Raw genomic sequence first — 19,528 nt, 5'->3', positions numbered from 1 at the left:
GGGCTCCGCTTGCTAGGTAGTTGGGCTAGGCGATATGGCGCCAGTCGAGCCCTGAATCTTGATCGGCCACTTGCAGCCAGTCCGGGTCGCACCCGAGGGTATCGACGAAACATTGCCGGGCCAGCTGCGGCAGGTTGTTCTTGCGACTCAGATGGGCCAGCACCAGGTGCTGCAAGCCTTGCCATCCCAGTTCGGCCACCAGGCTGGCGGCCTGGTGGTTGTTCAAATGGCCGTGGTCACCGCCGACTCGCTGCTTGAGAAAGTAAGGGTAGTGACCGCGCGCCAGCATGTCTCGGCAGTGATTGGACTCGATCATCAGCGCATCCAGGCCCTGGTAGCGATCGATCACCTTGTTGCACCACGAGCCCAGGTCGGTCAGCACGCCGAAGCGCCGCTTGCCGTCACTGAACACGTATTGGGTCGGTTCATGGGCATCGTGGGCCACCTTGACCACGCCAACGCTCAGGTCGCCGATCTCCAGGGTATCCCCACAGGCCACATAGGCGCTGACGGTGACCGGCTTGCGCAGGCCGCGAAAGGTGCCCTGGCTCAGGTAGACCGGCACGCCGTGCTTGCGCGACAGCAGTTCGACGCCGTGCACATGGTCGGCGTGCTCGTGGGTAACCAGAATAGCGCTCAATTGCCCGACGGTGACCCCCAGGCGTGCCAGCCGACGTTCGGTTTCCCGCAGGGAGAAACCGCAGTCGAGCAGCACGTAGGTGTCGTTGCTGGCGATCAGCGTGCCGTTGCCCTGGCTGCCGCTGCCCAGATTGGCGAAGCGCACTTAGCCCAGGTTGTCCTGAATCATGCTCAACACGCGGCGCGCCACGTCGGGCGGGGCCACGGTGTTGATGTTCTTCTCGACGGTGACCTGCACGTTGTCGCCGACCTTGCTCAGGCGTACCTGGTAACGCTCGGCGCGCGCCTCGCGCTCTTCCTTGGTCGGTGCGGTGCCGAACAGGCGACTGAAGAAGCCCGGCTGGTCGTCCTTCTTCTCGGCTTTTTCGGCCAGGTTGATGTAGTACAGGCCCAGGCTGCGGTTGATGTCTTCAACCTTCCACTGGCCGCGGTCCAGTGCGCTGCCAACGCTGGCCCAGGCGCGATCCAGGTCGGAGCCTACGCTCAGGGTCGGGTTGCCGTTGCCGTCGGTGGTCAGGGCCACGCGCGACGGCGTGTCGTAGTCGTGCGCGGCGAGCAGGGAAACCGAGCCGCCCTTCTCCGAGTCGCGAGTCATGCCGGCGAGCATCTGGTCGACCAGCACCGAGTCCAGCGCATTGTTGGTGGAGTGCGCCGGGAAGTCGACGTCGGCGCTGCTGCCTGCGGCCCGCTCGACGCTGACCACGTAGACTTCACTGGTGTTGCGCTGCACGCCGGGCTCGATGCGCACGCGCACGCGGGTTTCGCTGTCGCCGTTGCTGGCGGCGCTTTTCAGGCGAGTGGCCAGGGCCCCGGATAGGGTATCGAAACGCTGCCAGGCGGTGGTGAATTCACCGGTCTGCGGGCGTTCCTGAGCGATCTGGAAGCCGTTGTCCTCGAAGAACTGGTGAGCCACGGGCCAGACTTCGGCCGGGGCACGCTGGGCCAGCACCCAGTGGTTGTCGCCACTTTTTTGCAGGGTGAAATCGCTGGCTTCAGCCGCAACCTGCAGGGGCAGCGGACGCGGCACTTCGAAGGCCGCCTTGGCGGTGGTCTGGTCGGCGACGTTGCGCGGAATCGGCAGCAGCGGGTCCAGACGCTTGTCGGTCTGCACGCCGGAAGGCAGCTGCATGGGCGCGTTTTGGGTCGCCTCAAGGTAATCATTGCCACGATCGCGGAAGTAACCGTGTTCGCCATACAGCCAACCACAACCGCTGGTGCTCGAAATGACTAATGCAAGGGCGGACAGGCCAGCCAATCGCTTCATGCAGGGTCTTTCCTTAAAATAAAGCAGGTCTAGTTAAACCAGGACGCCGGACTGGCTCAGGGCCAGGCGCAGCGGTTCATGATACTGCGCGCTGAACCAGGTCAGTGGCAGGCGGATGCCTTCGGCCATCAGGCCCATTTCCTTCAAGGCCCACTTCACCGGAATCGGGTTGGCTTCCAGGAACAGGTTCTTGTGCAGCGGCATCAGCTTGTCGTTGATGGCGCGGGCCAGGTCGGCGTCACCGCGCAGGGCAGCGGCGCACAGGTCGGCCATGGCGCGCGGGGCGACGTTGGCGGTGACCGAGATGTTGCCCTTGCCGCCCAGCAGGATCAGTTCGACGGCAGTGGGATCATCGCCCGACAGCACGAGGAAATCGCTCGGCACGCCGTCGATGATGGCCTTGGCGCGGGACAGGTCGCCGGTGGCTTCCTTGATGCCGATGATGTTCGGCACGCTGGCGAGGCGGATCACGGTGTCGGCCTGCATGTCGCACGCGGTGCGGCCCGGCACGTTGTAGAGGATCTGCGGGATGGCCACGGCTTCGGCGATGTGCTTGAAGTGCTGGTACAGGCCTTCCTGGGTCGGCTTGTTGTAGTACGGGGTCACCAGCAGGCAGGCGTCGGCGCCGGCGGTCTTGGCGTTGGTGGTCAGCTCGACCGCTTCGCGGGTGGAGTTGGCACCGGTGCCGGCAATCACCGGGATGCGCCCGGCGACCTGGTCGACCACACGGCGGATCACTTCGATGTGCTCGTGCACGTCCAGCGTCGCCGATTCGCCGGTGGTGCCGACGGCGACGATGGCATTGGTGCCTTCTTGCAGGTGGAAGTCCACCAGCTTGCTCAGGCTGTCCCAGTCAAGACGACCCTGTGCATCCATGGGTGTGACCAGTGCCACCATACTGCCCGCAATCATGCAACCGCTCCTGCCGGAAAAAGAGAGCCGTAATGGTACTGGCGCCATCAGGCTTGCACAAGCAAAGACGCCTGCCAGTCGGCATCTGCGCCACCACTTGCGTGAACATCTTGCTTGCCGCCAGCATTCCCCTCGGGCGCGCTTTTCGCTACCCTTCAGACTTTGATCGATACGGGTGGGCACAATTGCCCGTTTCGCGCACGCCATCATACCTGCCATCAAGCCCCCGAACCCCTGTTCCAGAGCCCTGCGCAGGTCTTGATCGGCAGCGCTGCCGCGTATCGACCGCTCATCGCTTTAGGAAGGCTGCATGTCCACCCCCACAGTTCGCGAACAATTCCTTGTCATCAGTGCCCTGGGCGCCAACCCCATGGAGCTGACGAACGTACTCTGCCGCGCCAGCCACGACAGCCGTTGCTCGGTGGTGACCTCGCGCCTGAGCCGCCACGGCGAATGCAGCGCCCTGGTGTTGCAGGTCTCGGGCAACTGGGACGCCCTGGCGCGCCTGGAAACCAGCCTCGCCTCGCTGGCCAAGAAGCACGACTTCACCGTCAACGTGGTGCGCAGCGCCAGCCTGGAGAACCGCCCGCTGTCGCTGCCGTACGTCGCCTATGTCAGCTCGGCCTACCGCTCGGACATCATCAATGAGCTGTGCCAGTTCTTCATCGACCACAACGTCGAACTCGAGAGCCTGACCTGCGACACCTACCAGGCCCCGCAAACCGGCGGCACCATGCTCAACGCCACCTTCACCGTGACCCTGCCGGCCGGCGTGCAGATCAGCTGGCTGCGCGATCAGTTCCTCGATTTCGCCGACGCGCTGAACCTCGACGCGCTGATCGAGCCATGGCGCCCACAGAACCCGATGTAACAAGGACGCAATGCAATGGCCGTCAGCCTGGACCAAGCCGTACCCGATTTCACCGCACCGGCCACCAACGGCCAGACCGTCAGCCTGAGCAGCCTCAAGGGCCGCCAGGTGGTCGTCTATTTCTACCCCAAGGACAGCACCCCTGGCTGCACTACCCAAGGCCAGGGTTTTCGCGATGCGATCGGCGAGTTCGAAGCGGCCAACACCCTGGTGCTGGGGGTGTCACGCGACAGCCTCAAGTCCCATGAGAACTTCAAGGCCAAGCAGGGCTTTCCCTTCGAGCTGATCAGCGACAAGGACGAGGCGCTCTGCCAGCTGTTCGACGTGATCAAGCTCAAGAAGCTGTACGGCAAGGAATACATGGGCGTGGACCGCAGCACCTTCCTGATCGACAAGGAGGGCGTACTGCGCCAGGAATGGCGCGGGGTCAAGGTGCCGGGGCATGTGGCGGCGGTGCTCGAAGCCGCGCAGACGTTGCATCGGGGCTGAAGCCTGCCGGGGCCCATGGGAGGCCCCGAGCTTTTATCCCCGAGCTTTCATCAGAGCAGCGGCGCCACCGACGGCTGATTTCTCGGCCAGGCATCCAGCACGGCCTTGAACAAGGTCGCCAGCGGGATGGCGAAGAAGATCCCCCAGAAACCCCACAGCCCGCCGAACAACAGCACCGCGCAGATGATCGCCACCGGGTGCAGGTTGACCGCCTCGGAGAACAGCAACGGCACCAGCACGTTGCCGTCCAGGGTCTGGATGATGCCGTACACCACCATCAGGTAGATGAACTGGTCGCCCCACCCCCACTGGAACAATGCGATTGCCGTCACCGGCACCGTCACCACCACCGCGCCTACGTAGGGCACCACCACCGACAGGCCAACCAGCAATGCCAGCAGGGCCGAGTAATTGAGGCCCAGGGCAAAGAAGGCGATGTAGGTGGCCACCCCGCAGATGATGATCTCGATGACCTTGCCGCGAATGTAGTTGGCCAGCTGGCGGTTCATCTCCTGGGCCACGCGGGTCAGCAGCGCGCGCTCGCGCGGCAGGTAGCCGCGCACCCACTGGCTGATCATTTCGCGGTCCTTGAGAAAGAAGAACACCAGGATCGGCACCAGCACGAAATAGATCATCACGTTGACCAGCAGCGGCAGGCTGGCCAGCGAGAAGGTCAGCGCCCACTGGCCGAACTTGCCGATCTCGCCGCGGGCGGTCTCGATGGCCTGCAGCACCTGCTCGTCGCTGACCAGGTGCGGATAGCGCTCAGGCAGCAACAGCAGCAGCGACTGCCATTTGCCGAGCATTCCGGGAAATTCATTGAACAAGGTGATCAACTGGTGCCACAGCAGCGGCACCAGCACCAGCATGAACACCGCCAGCGCGCCGAGAAACAGGGTGAATACCAGCCCCACGGCCATGCCGGTGGGCACGCGCAGGCGCTCCAGGCCGTTGACCAGGCCCTGCATCAGGAAGGCCAGGACCATGCCGGCCAGCACCGGGGCGAGCATGCCACCCAGGGTCAGCACGGCGGTGAAGGCCAGCACCAGCAACACCATCAGGACCACGGCCTGCTCGTCGGAGAAGTACCGCTGAATCCAGTCGCGAAGCACCTTGAACATCGAAAATCCTTCAGTTTGAAAAAACGTCGCGTCCTGCCCTGCCGGCCCTCAGGCCTTGCGCAGCCAGTAGGTGTAGACGCCGTCTTCGGCCTGTTCTTGTAACAGGGTATGGCCCGCCAGCTTGGCGAAGGTACGAAAATCGCGTTGCGAGCCGGCGTCGGTGGCCACCACCTTGAGCACCGCGCCGCTGCTCAGGCGGTTGAGTTCCATCTTGGCCTTGAGCAAGGGCAGCGGGCAGTTGAGGCCCTTGGCGTCCAATTCGACATCACAGACTACAGCGTCGGTCACAGGAATTTCTCCGGGCAGGCGGTGGCCCATGGGCGGACGAGACAAATCAGCCGCCTAGGATATACCAACCGAGGCGCCACTGGTCGTGGTCTGTCGACTTGGCTACAGTAAGGTTCCTCGCCGCCTTGAGCCTCGTGCATGAGATTTCTGCGTCCTACCTTGTTGACCCTGGCCTGCCTGCTGGCCCTTCCGGGCCACGCCGATGACCTGCCGCTGCTGGGCGACTCCAGCTCCGCCATCGTTTCTCCGCAACAGGAATACCAGCTGGGCCGCGCCTGGCTGGCGTTGTTGCGTTCGGAAGTGGGGCAATTGTCCGATCCGCAGCTCAAGGACTTCGTCGAAACCAGCGTCTATCGCCTGGCCGAGACCAGCCAGCTGGAAGACCGCCGGCTGGAATTCATCCTGATCGACAGCAAGGAGCTCAACGCCTTCGCCGCCCCGGGTGGCATCGTCGGGGTCAACGGCGGCCTGTTCCTCAATGCCCAGACCGAAGGCGAATACGCCGGCGTGCTTGCCCACGAACTGGCGCACTTGTCGCAACGCCACTTCGCCCGTGGCATGGAAGAACAATCACACATGCAGGTGCCGGTGATGGCTGCGCTGCTGGCCGGTATCGTCATGGCCGCAGCCGGCGCCGGCGATGCCGGGGTGGCGACCATTTTCGGCAGCCAGGCGGCGGCCATCCAGTCGCAACTGGCCTTCTCCCGCCAGCGCGAGCAGGAGGCCGACCGCATCGGCATCATCAATCTGCAGAAGGCCGGCTACGACCCGCGCAACATGCCCGATATGTTCGAACGGCTGATGCGCCAGTACCGTTTCGACGCCAAGCCGCCGGAATTTCTGCTGACCCACCCGATCACCGAAGCGCGCATCGCCGACACCCGCAACCGCGCCGAGCAATTTCCCCCCGGCGGCATCGAAGACAGCCTGCGCTACCAGCTGATGCGCGCCCGGGTGCAGCTCACCTATGAAGAAACCCCCGGCATGGCGGCCAAGCGCTTTCGCGCCCTGCTCGACGAAAATCCCAAGTCCGACGCTGCGCGCTACGGCCTGGCGATCGCCCAGGTCAAGGGCGGCCAGCTCAACGAGGCCCGCGAGAACCTCAAGCCGCTGTTGGCCAAGGCACCCAACGACATCACCTACAACCTGGCCCAGGTTGACCTGGACATCACCAACAGCCGCCTGCCGGACGCCCAGGCGCGGGTCGACCAGATGCTGCGCCTGTACCCCGACAGCTACCCGCTCAACCAGGTGCGCATCGAGCTGCTGCTCAAGCAGAACCGCAACACCGAGGCGGAAAAAGGCCTGGAAGCGCTGCTCAAGACCCGCCCCAACGACCCTGATGTGTGGAACATGGTGGCCGACACCCGAGGCCTGAACGGCAACATCATCGGCCTGCACCAGGCCCGCGCCGAGTACTTCGCCCTCACCGGCGACTTCCGCCAGGCCCAGCAGCAGCTGGACTTCGCCAAGCGCCGGGCCAACGACAACTTCCAGCTGGCCTCGCGCATCGACGCGCGGCAAAAGGAGCTCGCCGAGCAGGAGCGCATGGTCAAGAACCTGATGAAGGGCTGATACGACCAACGGTGATAACAATTCGCAACAAGTGCTTGCCCTGCTCTTAAGATATATCTTACGATCTATCTCAAGAAGACAGGAGAAAGCACATGAGAGCGCATCACCCACATCACCATCCCCACCACCGCGAACATGGCGACGGCTTCGAACGTCGCGGTGGCGGCCGCGAACGCGGTGGCCGAGGCCCGCGGGTCTTCGCCCCCGGCGACCTGAAACTGCTGCTGCTGGCGCTGATCGCCGCGCAGCCTTGCCACGGTTATGACCTGATCCGCCAGATCGAAGAAATGTTCGACGGCGCTTACAGCCCCAGCCCGGGCGTGATCTACCCGACCCTGACCTTCCTCGAAGAGAGCGACCACATCCTCGGCGACGCTCAGGGCGGCAAGAAGCTCTACAGCATCACCGACGCCGGCCGCCAGGCCGTAGCCGACCAAGCCGTGGCGCTGGACGGCGTGCGCACCCGCATCGACGTCAGCAAGCGCTCGCTGCGTGGCCATGACCGCCCGCCGGAGATCCACGAGGCGGTGCACAACCTGCGCCATGCCTTGCAACTGCACCATGGTCGCTGGAGCCCGGAAGAAATCCTGCGAGTCCGCGAGCTGCTCAACGCCACCGCCCGCGCCATCGTCGACGGCCCCTCGCCTGCCCCTGCGGAGACTGCCCAATGAATGATCACAACCCCAACGCCATCCACCGCGTCATGCACGAAATCAAGCGCCGCCGGCTGCAGGTGCTCAAGGTCACCGACCTGACCCCGCGCATGCGCCGCATCACCCTGGGCGGCGAACAGCTGGCCGGTTTCCTCAGCCTGGGCGCGGATGACCACGTCAAACTGATGTTCCCGCGCAACGCCGAAGAAGAACAGGCGCTGCACACCATGGTGCTGGGCGGCCCCAAGGACGACGGACCCAAGCCGGCGATGCGCGACTACACGCCAAGGCGCATCGACCTCGACGCGCTGGAACTGGACATCGACTTCGTCCTGCACGGCGACGGCCCGGCAGCCAGCTGGGCAGCCCAGGCCGCGCCCGGCCAGTTCCTGCACATCGGCGGCCCGCGCAGTTCGCTGATCGTGCCAGACATCTTCGACAGCTACCTGCTGATCGGCGACGAAACCGCCATCCCGGCGATTGCCCGGCGTCTTGAAGAGCTGCCCGCCGGGCGTCAGGTGCTGGCGGTGATCGAGATCGAGAACGAGGCTGAACGCCAGCCGCTGCGGAGCGCGGCCACGGTCGAAGTGATCTGGGTCAACCGGCACTCCAGTGACGACGCCCTGGCGCGCACCGTGGCCGACCTGCAGTTGCCCGAGGGCCAGCTGTACGCCTGGATCGCCACCGAGGCGGCCTTGTCGCGGCGCCTGCGCAAGATTCTGCTGCAGGAGCGTGTGCTGGATGAAAGCTTGGTGAAGGCCGCCGGCTATTGGCGCCTGGATGAGAACGACGAGGCTTCGCACTGATCGGCCGTCAACCCTAAACCGGCTCGGCGGCCCGAAAGGCCGCCAGGCCGGTTTCAGCGAAGGCGCCGCCGAGCCGGCAAATGATCCAGCGCGATCACCGCCAATGACAACACCACGAACCCCGCCAATATCACCAGGCTGTTGATCATCACCGCCGCCCAGCCCAGCTTGCTGACGTCGATGAAGGGGTACTGGTACACCCCGATCGAGTGCCCGCGCAGCATCGCGTAGGCGAAATAGAGGATCGGGTACAGCATCCACCATAGCGCGTGCCGCCAGCGCAGGCTGCCGCTGGGTACGTACAACCACCACCAGGCCACGAACACCAGCGGCATCACGTCGTGCAGCAGCTCGTTGACCAGCCACTGGAAGCCACGCGGATCCCAGACATTGCGCAGCAGCAGGCTGTAGGACACACCCACCACGACGATGCTCACCGTCACCCCGGCGATCACTGCGGGGCGCCGAAAGAAACGCCGCAGGGCGCTGTTCGAATCGCTGGCCGCGCAGGTCAGGACCATGGCCACCAAGGTGTTGGTGGTGACGGTGAAGTAGCTGAAGAAGTTGATCAACCCGCCCAGCAGACTGGCGTCGTTCTGCCAGCGGCCGAGCAGGGCCAGGTACATCTGCCCCGCCAGGGCAAACCAGGCGACGCCAGCGGCAATCAGGGTAAAGAGCGGTTCATAGTGCCGGGTACGGCCTTGCATACACAGTTTCCTTGGAAGCGAGTGCCCTCGCCGCTCAGCGCTTGGTGCGCGCCAGCTTGACGTACAGCCGCTCGACTTTCTCGCGCGCCCAGGGCGTCTTGCGCAGGAAGGTCAGGCTGGACTTGACGCTCGGGTCACTCTTGAAGCAGCGGATATCAATGCGCTCGGCCAGCCCTTCCCAGGTGTAGTGCTGCACCAGGGCGTTGAGGATCTGTTCCAGCGTGACGCCGTGCAACGGGTCGGGGTTTGTGTCGGTCACGGCGGCTCTCCCGGGATTGCCTGACTAAAAGTGTGCGCACCTTAGCCCAGGGCGGGCGCAGCGGGAAGAGAAGCAGGAACCGACCGGGCGATGACACCAGAAGCCAGGGGCCGTTGTATGTAGGAAATTTCACACATTGCGCCCATTCGCCGCAAAAGCCGGCCGGCCGCACGCAATGGTTAACCAATGGCCACTATTGCAGCGGCGACAACAGTGCATGTCCGTTTATCGGCTTTCCAAGGCGAGACTCGGCGTATATCCTCCCGCCGCCTTTGACTGAAACCCTTCAGCTCTGTCACTGCCGCCAAAGACAGCGCTGTCTTTGGCTTGCACACCTTGGCGGTGACGCAATCGACAGGCTGACGGGCCCGGCGAAATACTTTTACACAACTTGGGCATCGCGGATTTCCTGCTTCTATGCTCAAGCACACAAAACAACGGAGAAACCTCATATGAGCACTGACGGTGCTGTGAGCAGATCACGCCTGCTGCCGAGCCTGCTCGGCGTGGTGTTGCTGCTGCTCGGCCTGGCCATCCTCGGCCTGGGCATCAAGCTGGCCACGCTGGGCGGCTCGCTCTACTACCTGATCGCAGGCCTGGGCGTTGCCGTGACCGGCATCCTGCTGCTGCGCGGGCGCTCTTCGGCGCTGGGCCTGTATGCCGTGGTGCTGTTCGTCAGCACCTTGTGGTCGCTGTGGGAAATCGGCCTGGACTGGTGGCAGCTGGTGCCACGTCTGTCGTTGTGGTTCGTCTTCGGCGTGCTGTTGCTGCTGCCATGGTTCCGTCGCCCGCTGGTCGAGCGCGAGCCGGCCGGCAAAGCCACGGCCTTGCTCAGCGTGGCTGTGGTGCTGGCAGGCGCTTGTGCCGTCGGCGCACAGTTCACCAACCCGGGCGAAATCAACGGCACCCTGGACCGCGACAGCGCAGGCACCGCCAGTGGCGCCCCGGCGCAACCCGATGGCGACTGGCAGAGCTATGGCCGCACCGAGTTCGGTGAGCGCTACTCGCCCCTGACCCAGATCAACCCTGACAACGTCGGCAAGCTGCAGGAAGCCTGGCGCATCCAGACCGGCGACGTGAAGACCGACAAGGACCCGGTGGAAATCACCAACCAGGACACCCCGCTGAAGGTCAACGGCATGCTCTATGCCTGCACCGCGCACAGCCAGGTGCTGGCACTGGACCCGGACACTGGCAAGGAAATCTGGCGCTACAACCCGCAGATTCAGGGCCCTAACGGCAATGACTTCCGCGGCTGGGCGCACATGACCTGCCGTGGCGTGTCGTACTACGACGAAGCCAACTTCAGCCGCACCGACGTGCCAAGCACGCCGGCCGTGCTGTCGGACGCCGGCAAGGCGCTGGCCGCGGCCTGCCCGCGCCGGCTGTTCCTGCCGACTGCCGACGCTCGCCTGATCGCGCTGAACGCCGACACCGGCAAGGTCTGCGAAGACTTCGGCAACAAGGGCGTGGTCGACCTGCGCACCAGCGAAGGTCCGTTCACCCCGGGCGGCTACTACGCCACCTCGCCACCGGCCATCACCCGCAACCTGGTGATCATCGGCGGCCACGTCACCGACAACGAATCGACCAGCGAGCCTTCGGGCGTGATCCGCGCGTTCGACGTGCACGACGGTCACCTGGTGTGGAACTGGGACGCCGGCAACCCCGACGCCACCACTCCGCTGCCCGCTGGCCAGACCTACACCCGCAACTCGCCGAACATGTGGTCGCTGGCCAGCGTCGACGAGAAACTGGGCATGGTCTACCTGCCGATCGGCAACCAGATGCCTGACCAGTGGGGCGCCGACCGCACCGCCGGTTCCGAGAAATTCAGCGCCGGCACCGTGGCCCTGGACATCGATACCGGCAAGGTGCGCTGGAACTACCAGTACACCCACCACGACCTGTGGGACATGGACGTGCCGGCCCAGCCGACCCTGATCGACATGAAGACTGCCGACGGCATCAAGCCGGCGCTGATTCAGCCGACCAAGCAAGGCAGCCTGTACGTGCTGGACCGCCGCACGGGCGCGCCGATCATCCCGATCGACGAAGTCAAGGTACCGAGCGGCGCCGTCGAAGGCGACCACAGCGCGCCGACCCAGGCCCGTTCTCAGCTCAACATGCTGCCCCCGGAACTGAACGAAAAAGCCATGTGGGGTGTGACCCCGATCGACCAGCTGCTGTGCCGTATCCAGTTCAAGTCGCTGCGTTATGAAGGCCAGTACACCCCGCCATCGACCCAGGGCAGCATCATCTACCCGGGCAACGTCGGCGTGTTCAACTGGGGCGCGGTCTCGGTCGACCCGGTTCGCCAGGTCCTGTTCAGCAGCCCGAACTACATGGCGTTCGTTTCCAAGCTGGTGCCGCGCGCCGAAGTCGAAGCTGGCAGCAAGCGGGAAAGCGAGACCAGCGGCGTGCAGCCGAACACCGGCGCGCCTTACGCGGTGATCATGCACCCACTGATGTCGCCATTCGGCGTACCCTGCCAGGCTCCAGCGTGGGGCTATGTGTCGGCGGTCGACCTGACCACCGGCAAGATCCTCTACAAGCACAAGAACGGCACCAGCCGCGACAGCTCGCCTGTACCGATCGGCCTGAACCTGGGCGTGCCGAGCATGGGCGGTTCGATGGTCACCGGTGGGGGCGTGGGCTTCCTCAGCGGCACCCTGGACCAGTACATCCGCGCCTATGACGTCAAGTCGGGCAAGATCCTCTGGTCCAGCCGCCTGCCGGCAGGTGGCCAGGCGACGCCGATGTCCTACACCGGCAAGGACGGCCAGCAGTACGTACTGGCCACCGTCGGCGGCCACGGCTCGCTGGGCACCAAGATGGGCGACTACATCATTGCTTATAAATTGAGCAAGTGATGGGTTGAAGCTGCTGCTTTCGTGGGAGGGGGCAAGGCCCCCGAGAGGCCGCCAGGCCGGTTTGATCTTGAAGGTCAAAAGCTCGGGGGCTCTGCCCCCTCCCACCTGAGCACGTCCGACAATCTACTTCTTGATCACCTCGCCCCGCTCGGCTGCCAACCTGGCCAGCAAGCGGTTCTGGGTCGCCACGGGGATGCCCCGGGCGTCCATGCTGTCGATCAAATCCTCCACCAGCGCATTGAACTCGGCCGTACCGATGTTCTGTCCCTTGTGCGCCTCGGCCAGGCTGTCACCGGTATAGGTGCAAGGCCCGCCGGCTTCCACACAGAATTTCTCGACCAGCTTGTCACGCAGGCGAATCGGCTCCACGTGCTGGAAATGCCGATTGATGCCCGGGTCGTGGGCGACGTTGATCAACATGCCTTCGACGATCCTGTTGATTCCCTCTCGCTCGCCCAGTGCTCGATACAGGCTGTCGTCCTTGGGCGGTTGCGTGGCGCAGGCAGCCAGCAGCGCCAGGCTGCCAAGCAGAAGACACCTCAAAGAAGTCCTCATCAGAACGCCCCCTGAATCGACAGATAGGTGCCGTTCTGGTCGTCCAGCGTGGCGATCTCGCCCAACTGCGCGTAGGCCAGCACGATCGACACATGCTTGCTGGGGAAATAGCCGATGAACAGGTCGGCCCAGTCGCTTTCGCCGGCGAACGACAGGTTGTCGGGCTTCTGCCGGTACTCCACGCCCATCGCCCAGCGCGGGTTGAACAGCACGGCCAGCGAGCCTTCCTTGAGCAGGCTGCGGCTGTCGCGACGGTCGCCGCCAAAGCCCAGCAGGCCGTTCTCGTTGGCCCGGCTGTAGCGCACGCCACCGTTGGCCACCAGGTTGTAGCCAAAGAAGGCGCCCATGAACAGGCGGCTGGCGGTCAGGTAGCCGTCGACATCCGAGTCGCGCTTGGCGCCGACCAGGCTGGGGATCAGGAAGTCATCCTGATGCTTGTATTCCAGCCCCAGGGAAACCTGCGGCAGGCGGTCGTAGACCAGATCGCCGAAGAGTTTCACCTTGAGGCCGAAGATGTCCTGATGCAGGGTGTCCTCGGGCAGGCTGAGCTTGTGCACCAGCGAGCCCAGGTCGAAACTCTGGCGGGCGTAGGAGACCTCCACCCGGTTGTCGTAGGAGGCGGCGATGCCGGCCACGTCCAGCCGATAGTCCGGCAGCAGCACGCGGGTGGCGAAGGCGCTGGCGCCCCATTGGCCCTCGTCGGCATAGCTGGTGATCACCGCCCAGGGAGTGAGGCCGCCGCCGGCGGCGCCGTCGATGCTGGTGGCCCCGCCGGTGGCGATCAGCCGCCCGTCCTGGGCCTGGGCATGGCAGGCCAGCGACAGGGTGAGGGCCAGGCCCAGAAAGGATAAGGGACGCTTCATGGTCAGTGCACCAGAATGGAAGGGGCGGCCAAAGGTTGTTTGACCCAGGCCTCGAACGCCGCCGGCGCCAGCGGCCGGCTGATCAGGTAGCCCTGGGCGGTGTCGCACTGCCAGCGCTCGAGCAGGCGCAGGCTGCGCTCGTACTCGACGCCTTCGGCGACCACCTTGAGCCCCAGGTTGTGGCTCATCTCGATGGTCGAGCGCACGATTACCGCGTCTTCGCTGGTTTCGTCGAGATCGCGGACGAACGACTGGTCGATCTTCAATTCCTGCACCGGCAGGCGCTTGAGGTGCGCCAGCGAGGAGTAGCCGGTGCCGAAATCGTCTACCGAAAGGCTGATACCGCAGTTGCGCAGGGCATTGAGCACGCGCAGGGCGGCTTGGGGCTCGCGCATGATGGCGCTTTCGGTGATCTCGAATATCAGCTGTTCGGCCGGCACCTGGTACAGGGTTAGCAGCCGGTTGACCCGCTCCAGCAGGTCGCTGCCGGTGAGGTCTTCGGCGGAGATGTTCAGCGACAGCTGGATGCGCAGGCCGCGGCCGTTCCATTCGGACAGCTGGCGAATGCCCTCCTCGATCACCCAGCGGGTGAGAATCTGGATGCTGCCGGTGCGTTCGGCCAACTCGATGAACTCGCCGGGCGAGACCATGCCGAAATGCGGATGCTGCCAGCGCAGCAGGGCTTCGGCCTGGACCACGCGCTGGGCGCGGATGTCCAGCTTGGGCTGGTAGTGCAGCATCAGCTCGCCGTTGGTGGCGGCGCGGCGCAGGTCACGGATCAGGCGGATCTGCCGCTGGTGCGCGAGGTCGCGGCCATGCTGGTAGACCTGCAGGCGCCCTGGCATGTCGACAGCGTCTTTCATGGCGATCGCGGCACGGCCCAGCAGCTCCTCGGCAGTGATGCCATCGGCCGGGTAGGCGGCGATGCCGATCCGGCAATCGATGCTGACGTCCTGGCCACCGAAGCGGTGCGGCTGCAACAGCACCTGTTGCAGGCTGTCGGCCATGGCCACGGCGTTGGCGCCGTCGACGTTTTCCAGCAGGACCAGGAATTCGTCGGTGATCAGGTGCGCCACGGTGTCGCCCGGGCGGATGAATTCCAGCAGGTTCTCACCGATCTGCTGCAGCAGGCGGTCGATGAAGGCCGGGCCGCCGTTTTCGCTCAGGGCGCGCAGGTTGTCCACGCCCAGGTACAGCAGCGCCACCGGGCGGTCCGAAGAAATCGCGCTGCCCAGGCGCTCCATGGCCAGGGCCCGGTTGGGCAGGCCGGTCAGGGCGTCGTGCAGGGCGTTGTGTGCCAGGCGTACTTCGCGTTCGGCAATGCCCTGCTGCATGCTGTTGATGGCATTGGCCAGCAGGCCGAGCTCGTCGCTGCGCTGCACCGGCAGCTGCGTCTGATAGTCGCCCTGGCGGATGCGGTCGGCGGCGAACGCCAGCGCCTGCACCGGTTGCGACACGCTGCGCGCCAGCATCAGCGCGCCCACCAACGAGGCCAGCAAGGCCCCCAGGGCGATGAACAGGATGTTGTGGTCCAGCGGCGCAAAGGCGCCCATGGCTGCGTCCAGCGGGCTTTGCAGCAGGGCGATGACCTTGCTGCTGGCAGGGTCCGGGGTGCCGGACAGCAGCAAAATCTGGTTGAGAAAGTTCTGTTGATGTTCCTCGCTGGCCAGCACCCGCCGGCCTTGGCCGACGTTGCTCTGAATCCACTGCGCGAGGTTGTCGATCATCTGCGTCGGTTGGGTGGTGATCAGCTGGCCGGCGGCGCCTTTGTCGACGGCGAGGAAAGACACCTCCAGGTTGCTCAGCTGGTGCAGTTCCTGGGCGAAGGCGCTGTCCATGGCAAAGCCGACCACGACCCGGGCGATCGGCAGCGGCGCCAGCACCGAGGTTTCCACCAGCAGGTGCGGCTGGCCTTGCAGCGGCACGATGACCATCGACTGGCCGATGCGCCGGGCGTCGCGCATGGCCTGGTCGAACGGAAAGAGCGTGTTCGGCACCACGGCGTCCACGGTGCTGGCCAGCACCTGGCCGTCCAGGCCGAGCAGGAACATGTCGCTGGCGTTGATCCGTGCGCCGTGGTTGAGCAGCGCCGAGCGAATGGTCGCCGAGTCGCCGCTGGCCACCGCGTCGCGGAAGCCGAAGTCGGCCGCCAGCAATTGCACGCCGTCGCGCAGGCGCCGGCCACGGGTGTCCAGCAACCGCTCGAACAGCCGCGAGCCGAGTTGCAGCTGCTCGCCGGCCTGGCTGCGCACCGCTTCGTTGGTGGCCACCTTGACAGCAATGGTCAACGCGCCGACCACCACCAGCAACAGCAGGATCAGCACCCCGGCGATGCGCGCCTGAAAGCTACTTTTGAGGTTCATGGAGGGCATTGCCGAATGCATCGCCGAACGCGCTGGGCGCGGGGGCGCTGGCGGCATCGGCAGCCGGGGGCTGTACGGTCATGGAGAAGTCGTGGTGAACGCCGGCCGCGCCGATGTCCAGCTCGCCGCCGCTCTGGTTGAGCTGGTCGGCGCTTTGCGGGTGCCAGAGGGTCACGCTGTAGTGGCCGGCGGGCAACTGGGCCAGGTTGAGCTGGCCCTTGGCATCGGTGACCGCGAACCAGGGGTCGTCGGTGACGTAGACGTAACCCAGCATCCAGTCATGGATATTGCAGCCGAGCACCACCACGCCGGGCTTGTCGAACAGCAGTGGGTCGGTGGGCGTGCCTTCGTACAGGCGCAGCTCGAAGCGCTTGGGCGCGGAGAACGAATAGACCTGATGGCGAATGTTGTCGCTGTTGGGGAAGCTGATCGATGTGCCGGTACGCACGGCCAGCACATGGGGCACGAACTCCTGGTTGCGCTGGTCCATGGTCGCCTTGGCGCCCGCAACGGCGGCCTGGGGGGCGCCATGCAGGCTGACCACGGCGCCGGCCAGGGGCTTGCCCTGCTGGTCGACCACCTGGCCCTGCAGGGAAGCGGCACTGAGCCAGCTGCTGCAGGCCAGGCAAGCCGCGCCCGCAAGAATTCGTGTTGCAAAACTGATCATGCCAGACACCACACAAGGCAGATGAAAGTCACACACCCGCTGCCCCGCAGGTGCTCATGTCAAGGTTATCGACCACCCCGGGCAAACCTGAAGCGGCCCATTGGAACCTGCCCATTGAAACCGACGCGCCATCGCCCCATCTAAGCTGCATGACCCATTGCGCAGGTGCCCCATGAGCGACCAGCAAGATCAACAGGACCATCACGACCACCTGGACAGTCACGACGATCTGGACAGCGACCACATAGAACACTCGACCCACTCCAGCACTGAGCTGGCCCTGCCCGGCCAGAACCTGCCCGACAAGGTCTACATCATCCCCATTCACAACAGGCCGTTCTTCCCGGCGCAGGTGTTGCCGGTCATCGTCAACGAAGAACCGTGGGCCGAGACCCTCGACCTGGTGGCCAAGACCCCGCATCACTCGCTGGCGCTGTTCTTCATGGAGACGCCACCGGAAGACACCCGCCATTTCGACACCTCCAACCTGCCGCTGTACGGCACCCTGGTGAAGATCCACCACGCCAGCCGCGAGAACGGCAAGCTGCAGTTCGTCGCCCAGGGCCTGTCGCGGGTGCGCATCCGCACCTGGCTCAAGCACCACCGCCCGCCCTACCTGGTGGAAGTGGAGTACCCGCATCAGCCCACCGAGCCGACCGACGAGGTCAAGGCCTACGGCATGGCGTTGATCAACGCGATCAAGGAGCTGCTGCCGCTCAACCCGTTGTACAGCGAAGAACTGAAGAATTACCTGAACCGCTTCAGCCCCAATGATCCGTCGCCGCTGACCGACTTTGCCGCCGCCCTGACCTCTGCCACCGGCACCGAGCTGCAGGCGGTGCTCGACTGCGTGCCGATGCTCAAGCGCATGGAAAAAGTCCTGCCGATGCTGCGCAAGGAAGTCGAAGTCGCACGCCTGCAGAAAGAGATATCGGCCGAGGTCAACAAACAGATAGGCGAACACCAGCGCCAGTTCTTCCTCAAGGAGCAGCTCAAGGTCATCCAGCAGGAGCTGGGGTTGACCAAGGACGATCGCAGCGCCGACGTCGAGCAGTTCGAGCAGCGCCTGCAGGACAAGACCCTGCCGGCGGCGGCGCAGAAGCGCATCGACGAGGAAATGAACAAGCTGTCGATCCTCGAGACCGGCTCGCCGGAATACGCCGTCACCCGCAACTACCTGGACTGGGCCACGGCCCTGCCATGGGGTGTGTTCGGCAAGGACAAGCTCGACCTCAAGCACGCGCGCAAGGTCCTCGACCAGCACCATGCCGGGCTGGACGACATCAAGAGCCGCATCCTCGAGTTCCTCGCCGTCGGTGCCTACAAAGGCGAGATCAGCGGTTCGATCGTGCTGCTGGTCGGCCCGCCCGGTGTCGGCAAGACCAGCATCGGCAAGTCCATCGCCGAATCCCTGGGGCGGCCGTTCTACCGTTTCAGCGTGGGCGGCATGCGCGACGAGGCGGAGATCAAGGGCCACCGGCGCACCTACATCGGCGCCCAGCCGGGCAAGCTGGTGCAGGCGCTCAAGGACGTCGAGGTGATGAACCCGGTGATCATGCTCGACGAGATCGACAAGATGGGCCAGAGCTACCAGGGCGACCCGGCCTCGGCGCTGCTGGAGACCCTCGACCCGGAACAGAACGTCGACTTCCTCGACCACTACCTGGACCTGCGCCTGGACCTGTCCAAGGTGCTGTTCGTGTGCACCGCCAACACCCTGGACTCGATCCCCGGGCCACTGCTCGACCGCATGGAAGTGATCCGCCTGTCCGGCTATATCACCGAAGAGAAGCTGGCCATCGCCAAGCGGCACCTGTGGCCCAAGCAGCTGGAGAAGGCCGGCGTCGACAAGTCGCGCCTGGTCATCAGCGACAGCGCCCTGCGCGCGGTGATCGATGGCTATGCACGTGAAGCCGGCGTGCGCCAGCTGGAAAAACAGCTGGGCAAACTGGTGCGCAAGGCCGTGGTCAAGCTGCTGGGTGACCGTAACGCGGTGATCCGTATCGGTACCAAGGACCTCGAGGCCTCGCTGGGCATGCCGGTGTTCCGCAGCGAACAGGTGCTGTCGGGCAAGGGTGTGATCACCGGGCTGGCCTGGACCAGCATGGGCGGCGCCACCTTGCCGATCGAGGCCACCCGCATCCATACGCTCAACCGCGGTTTCAAGCTGACCGGGCAGCTGGGCGACGTGATGAAGGAGTCGGCGGAAATTGCCTACAGCTATGTCAGCTCCAACCTGGCCCAGTATGGCGCCGACCCGACCTTCTTCGACGAGGCGTTCGTGCACATGCATGTGCCCGAAGGTGCCACGCCCAAGGACGGCCCCAGCGCCGGGGTGACCATGGCCAGCGCGCTGCTGTCGCTGGCCCGTGACCAGGCGCCGAAAAAAGGCGTGGCCATGACCGGCGAGCTGACCTTGACCGGCCACGTGCTGCCGATTGGCGGAGTGCGGGAGAAAGTCATCGCGGCGCGCCGACAGAAAATCCATGAACTGATCCTGCCCGAGCCCAACCGTGGTAACTTCGAGGAATTGCCCGACTACCTCAAACAGGGCCTGACCGTGCACTTCGCCAAGCGTTTTGCGGACGTGGCAAAGGTGCTGTTCTGATCGTCAACCGACAAG

The 19,528-nt window shown here is 64.8% G+C and carries 18 protein-coding genes; 7 read left to right on the top strand and 11 right to left on the bottom strand.

Annotated elements, in window-relative coordinates; all coding sequences use genetic code 11:
- Positions 1-25: 25 nt before the first annotated feature.
- The 3 genes from SFA35_RS05950 to dapA are packed head-to-tail and all read right to left on the bottom strand — an operon-like array spanning position 26 to position 2,815.
- Positions 26-784: an MBL fold metallo-hydrolase gene (locus SFA35_RS05950; protein WP_320576217.1), complete on the bottom strand. Its 759-nt coding sequence runs from the start codon at positions 782-784 to the stop codon at positions 26-28.
- Positions 785-1,903 carry an outer membrane protein assembly factor BamC gene (bamC, locus tag SFA35_RS05945; RefSeq protein ID WP_320576216.1) on the bottom strand — a complete coding sequence of 373 codons (1,119 nt, stop codon included), beginning with the start codon at positions 1,901-1,903 and terminating at the stop codon, positions 785-787.
- A gap of 33 nt (positions 1,904-1,936) precedes the next feature.
- A complete protein-coding gene (dapA, locus tag SFA35_RS05940) occupies positions 1,937-2,815 on the bottom strand; it encodes a 4-hydroxy-tetrahydrodipicolinate synthase (protein WP_320576215.1) in 879 nt (292 codons plus the stop codon).
- 310 nt (positions 2,816-3,125) lie between these two features.
- Here dapA and SFA35_RS05935 point away from each other — a divergent pair, with 310 nt between their 5' ends.
- Positions 3,126-3,686, top strand: coding sequence for a glycine cleavage system protein R (locus tag SFA35_RS05935; protein WP_320576214.1), 561 nt, complete (start codon positions 3,126-3,128; stop codon positions 3,684-3,686).
- Positions 3,687-3,701: 15 nt separating this feature from the next.
- Positions 3,702-4,175, top strand: coding sequence for a peroxiredoxin (locus SFA35_RS05930; protein ID WP_320576212.1), 474 nt, complete (start codon positions 3,702-3,704; stop codon positions 4,173-4,175).
- A 50-nt stretch (positions 4,176-4,225) separates the two neighbouring features.
- Here the strand turns inward: SFA35_RS05930 and SFA35_RS05925 are convergent, their stop codons facing one another.
- Together SFA35_RS05925 and SFA35_RS05920 are read right to left on the bottom strand one after the other, a co-directional pair.
- The gene (locus SFA35_RS05925) at positions 4,226-5,296 is read right to left on the bottom strand and encodes an AI-2E family transporter (RefSeq protein WP_320576210.1); all 1,071 of its coding nucleotides are present in this window, start codon (positions 5,294-5,296) and stop codon (positions 4,226-4,228) included.
- A 48-nt stretch (positions 5,297-5,344) separates the two neighbouring features.
- Complete coding sequence (locus SFA35_RS05920) at positions 5,345-5,614, bottom strand: sulfurtransferase TusA family protein (RefSeq protein ID WP_320578859.1); 270 nt, start codon at positions 5,612-5,614, stop codon at positions 5,345-5,347.
- 108 nt (positions 5,615-5,722) lie between these two features.
- On the opposite strand from SFA35_RS05920, the gene SFA35_RS05915 reads away from it, so the two are divergent.
- From SFA35_RS05915 to SFA35_RS05905, 3 genes are all read left to right on the top strand, one after another.
- Positions 5,723-7,159: a M48 family metalloprotease gene (locus SFA35_RS05915; protein ID WP_320576208.1), complete on the top strand. Its 1,437-nt coding sequence runs from the start codon at positions 5,723-5,725 to the stop codon at positions 7,157-7,159.
- A 92-nt stretch (positions 7,160-7,251) separates the two neighbouring features.
- Entirely contained in the window at positions 7,252-7,830 is a 579-nt protein-coding gene (locus SFA35_RS05910) for a PadR family transcriptional regulator (RefSeq protein WP_320576206.1), read from the top strand.
- Positions 7,827-8,618, top strand: coding sequence for a siderophore-interacting protein (locus tag SFA35_RS05905; RefSeq protein WP_320576204.1), 792 nt, complete (start codon positions 7,827-7,829; stop codon positions 8,616-8,618). The genes SFA35_RS05910 and SFA35_RS05905 overlap by 4 nt, the downstream gene beginning before the upstream one ends.
- A 53-nt stretch (positions 8,619-8,671) precedes the next feature.
- On the opposite strand, the gene SFA35_RS05900 is transcribed toward SFA35_RS05905, so the two are convergent.
- Positions 8,672-9,325, bottom strand: coding sequence for a Pr6Pr family membrane protein (locus tag SFA35_RS05900; protein WP_320576202.1), 654 nt, complete (start codon positions 9,323-9,325; stop codon positions 8,672-8,674).
- 34 nt (positions 9,326-9,359) lie between these two features.
- Positions 9,360-9,584 (bottom strand): VF530 family protein, encoded by a 225-nt coding sequence (locus SFA35_RS05895; protein WP_320576200.1) that lies wholly within the window; start codon positions 9,582-9,584, stop codon positions 9,360-9,362.
- Between the two features lie 452 nt (positions 9,585-10,036).
- Here SFA35_RS05895 and SFA35_RS05890 point away from each other — a divergent pair, with 452 nt between their 5' ends.
- Positions 10,037-12,457: a glucose/quinate/shikimate family membrane-bound PQQ-dependent dehydrogenase gene (locus SFA35_RS05890; protein ID WP_320576198.1), complete on the top strand. Its 2,421-nt coding sequence runs from the start codon at positions 10,037-10,039 to the stop codon at positions 12,455-12,457.
- A gap of 123 nt (positions 12,458-12,580) precedes the next feature.
- On the opposite strand, the gene SFA35_RS05885 is transcribed toward SFA35_RS05890, so the two are convergent.
- Genes SFA35_RS05885 through SFA35_RS05870 form a run of 4 tightly spaced genes read right to left on the bottom strand, consistent with a single transcriptional unit; the run spans position 12,581 to position 16,905 of the window.
- Positions 12,581-13,012: a group 1 truncated hemoglobin gene (locus tag SFA35_RS05885; protein WP_320576197.1), complete on the bottom strand. Its 432-nt coding sequence runs from the start codon at positions 13,010-13,012 to the stop codon at positions 12,581-12,583.
- Positions 13,012-13,875 carry a DUF3034 family protein gene (locus SFA35_RS05880; protein ID WP_320576195.1) on the bottom strand — a complete coding sequence of 288 codons (864 nt, stop codon included), beginning with the start codon at positions 13,873-13,875 and terminating at the stop codon, positions 13,012-13,014. The genes SFA35_RS05885 and SFA35_RS05880 overlap by 1 nt, the downstream gene beginning before the upstream one ends.
- A gap of 2 nt (positions 13,876-13,877) precedes the next feature.
- Positions 13,878-16,238, bottom strand: coding sequence for an EAL domain-containing protein (locus SFA35_RS05875; protein WP_320576193.1), 2,361 nt, complete (start codon positions 16,236-16,238; stop codon positions 13,878-13,880).
- On the bottom strand, positions 16,222-16,905 hold the full coding sequence (locus SFA35_RS05870) for a methylamine utilization protein (RefSeq protein WP_320576191.1): 684 nt from the start codon (positions 16,903-16,905) through the stop codon (positions 16,222-16,224). The genes SFA35_RS05875 and SFA35_RS05870 overlap by 17 nt, the downstream gene beginning before the upstream one ends.
- Before the next feature lie 172 nt (positions 16,906-17,077).
- Between SFA35_RS05870 and lon the strand changes: the two genes are divergently transcribed.
- Positions 17,078-19,513, top strand: coding sequence for an endopeptidase La (gene lon / locus SFA35_RS05865; protein ID WP_320576189.1), 2,436 nt, complete (start codon positions 17,078-17,080; stop codon positions 19,511-19,513).
- Positions 19,514-19,528: the final 15 nt, after the last annotated feature.

Origin of the sequence: Pseudomonas sp. HR96, from assembly GCF_034059295.1 — a bacterium.
GTDB lineage: Bacteria > Pseudomonadota > Gammaproteobacteria > Pseudomonadales > Pseudomonadaceae > Aquipseudomonas.
The sequence above is the reverse complement of the archived record's forward strand: the minus strand, read 5'-3'. Positions and strand labels throughout refer to the sequence as shown.

What these genes read in the sequence shown, in the direction of transcription:
- bamC (WP_320576216.1), bottom strand. Translation starts at nt 1,903, where the DNA reads ATGAAGCGATTGGCTGGCCTGTCCGCCCTTGCATTAGTCATTTCGAGC.
- dapA (WP_320576215.1), bottom strand. Translation starts at nt 2,815, where the DNA reads ATGATTGCGGGCAGTATGGTGGCACTGGTCACACCCATGGATGCACAG.
- SFA35_RS05935 (WP_320576214.1), top strand. Translation starts at nt 3,126, where the DNA reads ATGTCCACCCCCACAGTTCGCGAACAATTCCTTGTCATCAGTGCCCTG.
- SFA35_RS05930 (WP_320576212.1), top strand. Translation starts at nt 3,702, where the DNA reads ATGGCCGTCAGCCTGGACCAAGCCGTACCCGATTTCACCGCACCGGCC.
- SFA35_RS05925 (WP_320576210.1), bottom strand. Translation starts at nt 5,296, where the DNA reads ATGTTCAAGGTGCTTCGCGACTGGATTCAGCGGTACTTCTCCGACGAG.
- SFA35_RS05920 (WP_320578859.1), bottom strand. Translation starts at nt 5,614, where the DNA reads ATGGGCCACCGCCTGCCCGGAGAAATTCCTGTGACCGACGCTGTAGTC.
- SFA35_RS05915 (WP_320576208.1), top strand. Translation starts at nt 5,723, where the DNA reads ATGAGATTTCTGCGTCCTACCTTGTTGACCCTGGCCTGCCTGCTGGCC.
- SFA35_RS05910 (WP_320576206.1), top strand. Translation starts at nt 7,252, where the DNA reads ATGAGAGCGCATCACCCACATCACCATCCCCACCACCGCGAACATGGC.
- SFA35_RS05905 (WP_320576204.1), top strand. Translation starts at nt 7,827, where the DNA reads ATGAATGATCACAACCCCAACGCCATCCACCGCGTCATGCACGAAATC.
- SFA35_RS05900 (WP_320576202.1), bottom strand. Translation starts at nt 9,325, where the DNA reads ATGCAAGGCCGTACCCGGCACTATGAACCGCTCTTTACCCTGATTGCC.
- SFA35_RS05890 (WP_320576198.1), top strand. Translation starts at nt 10,037, where the DNA reads ATGAGCACTGACGGTGCTGTGAGCAGATCACGCCTGCTGCCGAGCCTG.
- SFA35_RS05885 (WP_320576197.1), bottom strand. Translation starts at nt 13,012, where the DNA reads ATGAGGACTTCTTTGAGGTGTCTTCTGCTTGGCAGCCTGGCGCTGCTG.
- SFA35_RS05880 (WP_320576195.1), bottom strand. Translation starts at nt 13,875, where the DNA reads ATGAAGCGTCCCTTATCCTTTCTGGGCCTGGCCCTCACCCTGTCGCTG.
- SFA35_RS05875 (WP_320576193.1), bottom strand. Translation starts at nt 16,238, where the DNA reads ATGAACCTCAAAAGTAGCTTTCAGGCGCGCATCGCCGGGGTGCTGATC.
- SFA35_RS05870 (WP_320576191.1), bottom strand. Translation starts at nt 16,905, where the DNA reads ATGATCAGTTTTGCAACACGAATTCTTGCGGGCGCGGCTTGCCTGGCC.
- lon (WP_320576189.1), top strand. Translation starts at nt 17,078, where the DNA reads ATGAGCGACCAGCAAGATCAACAGGACCATCACGACCACCTGGACAGT.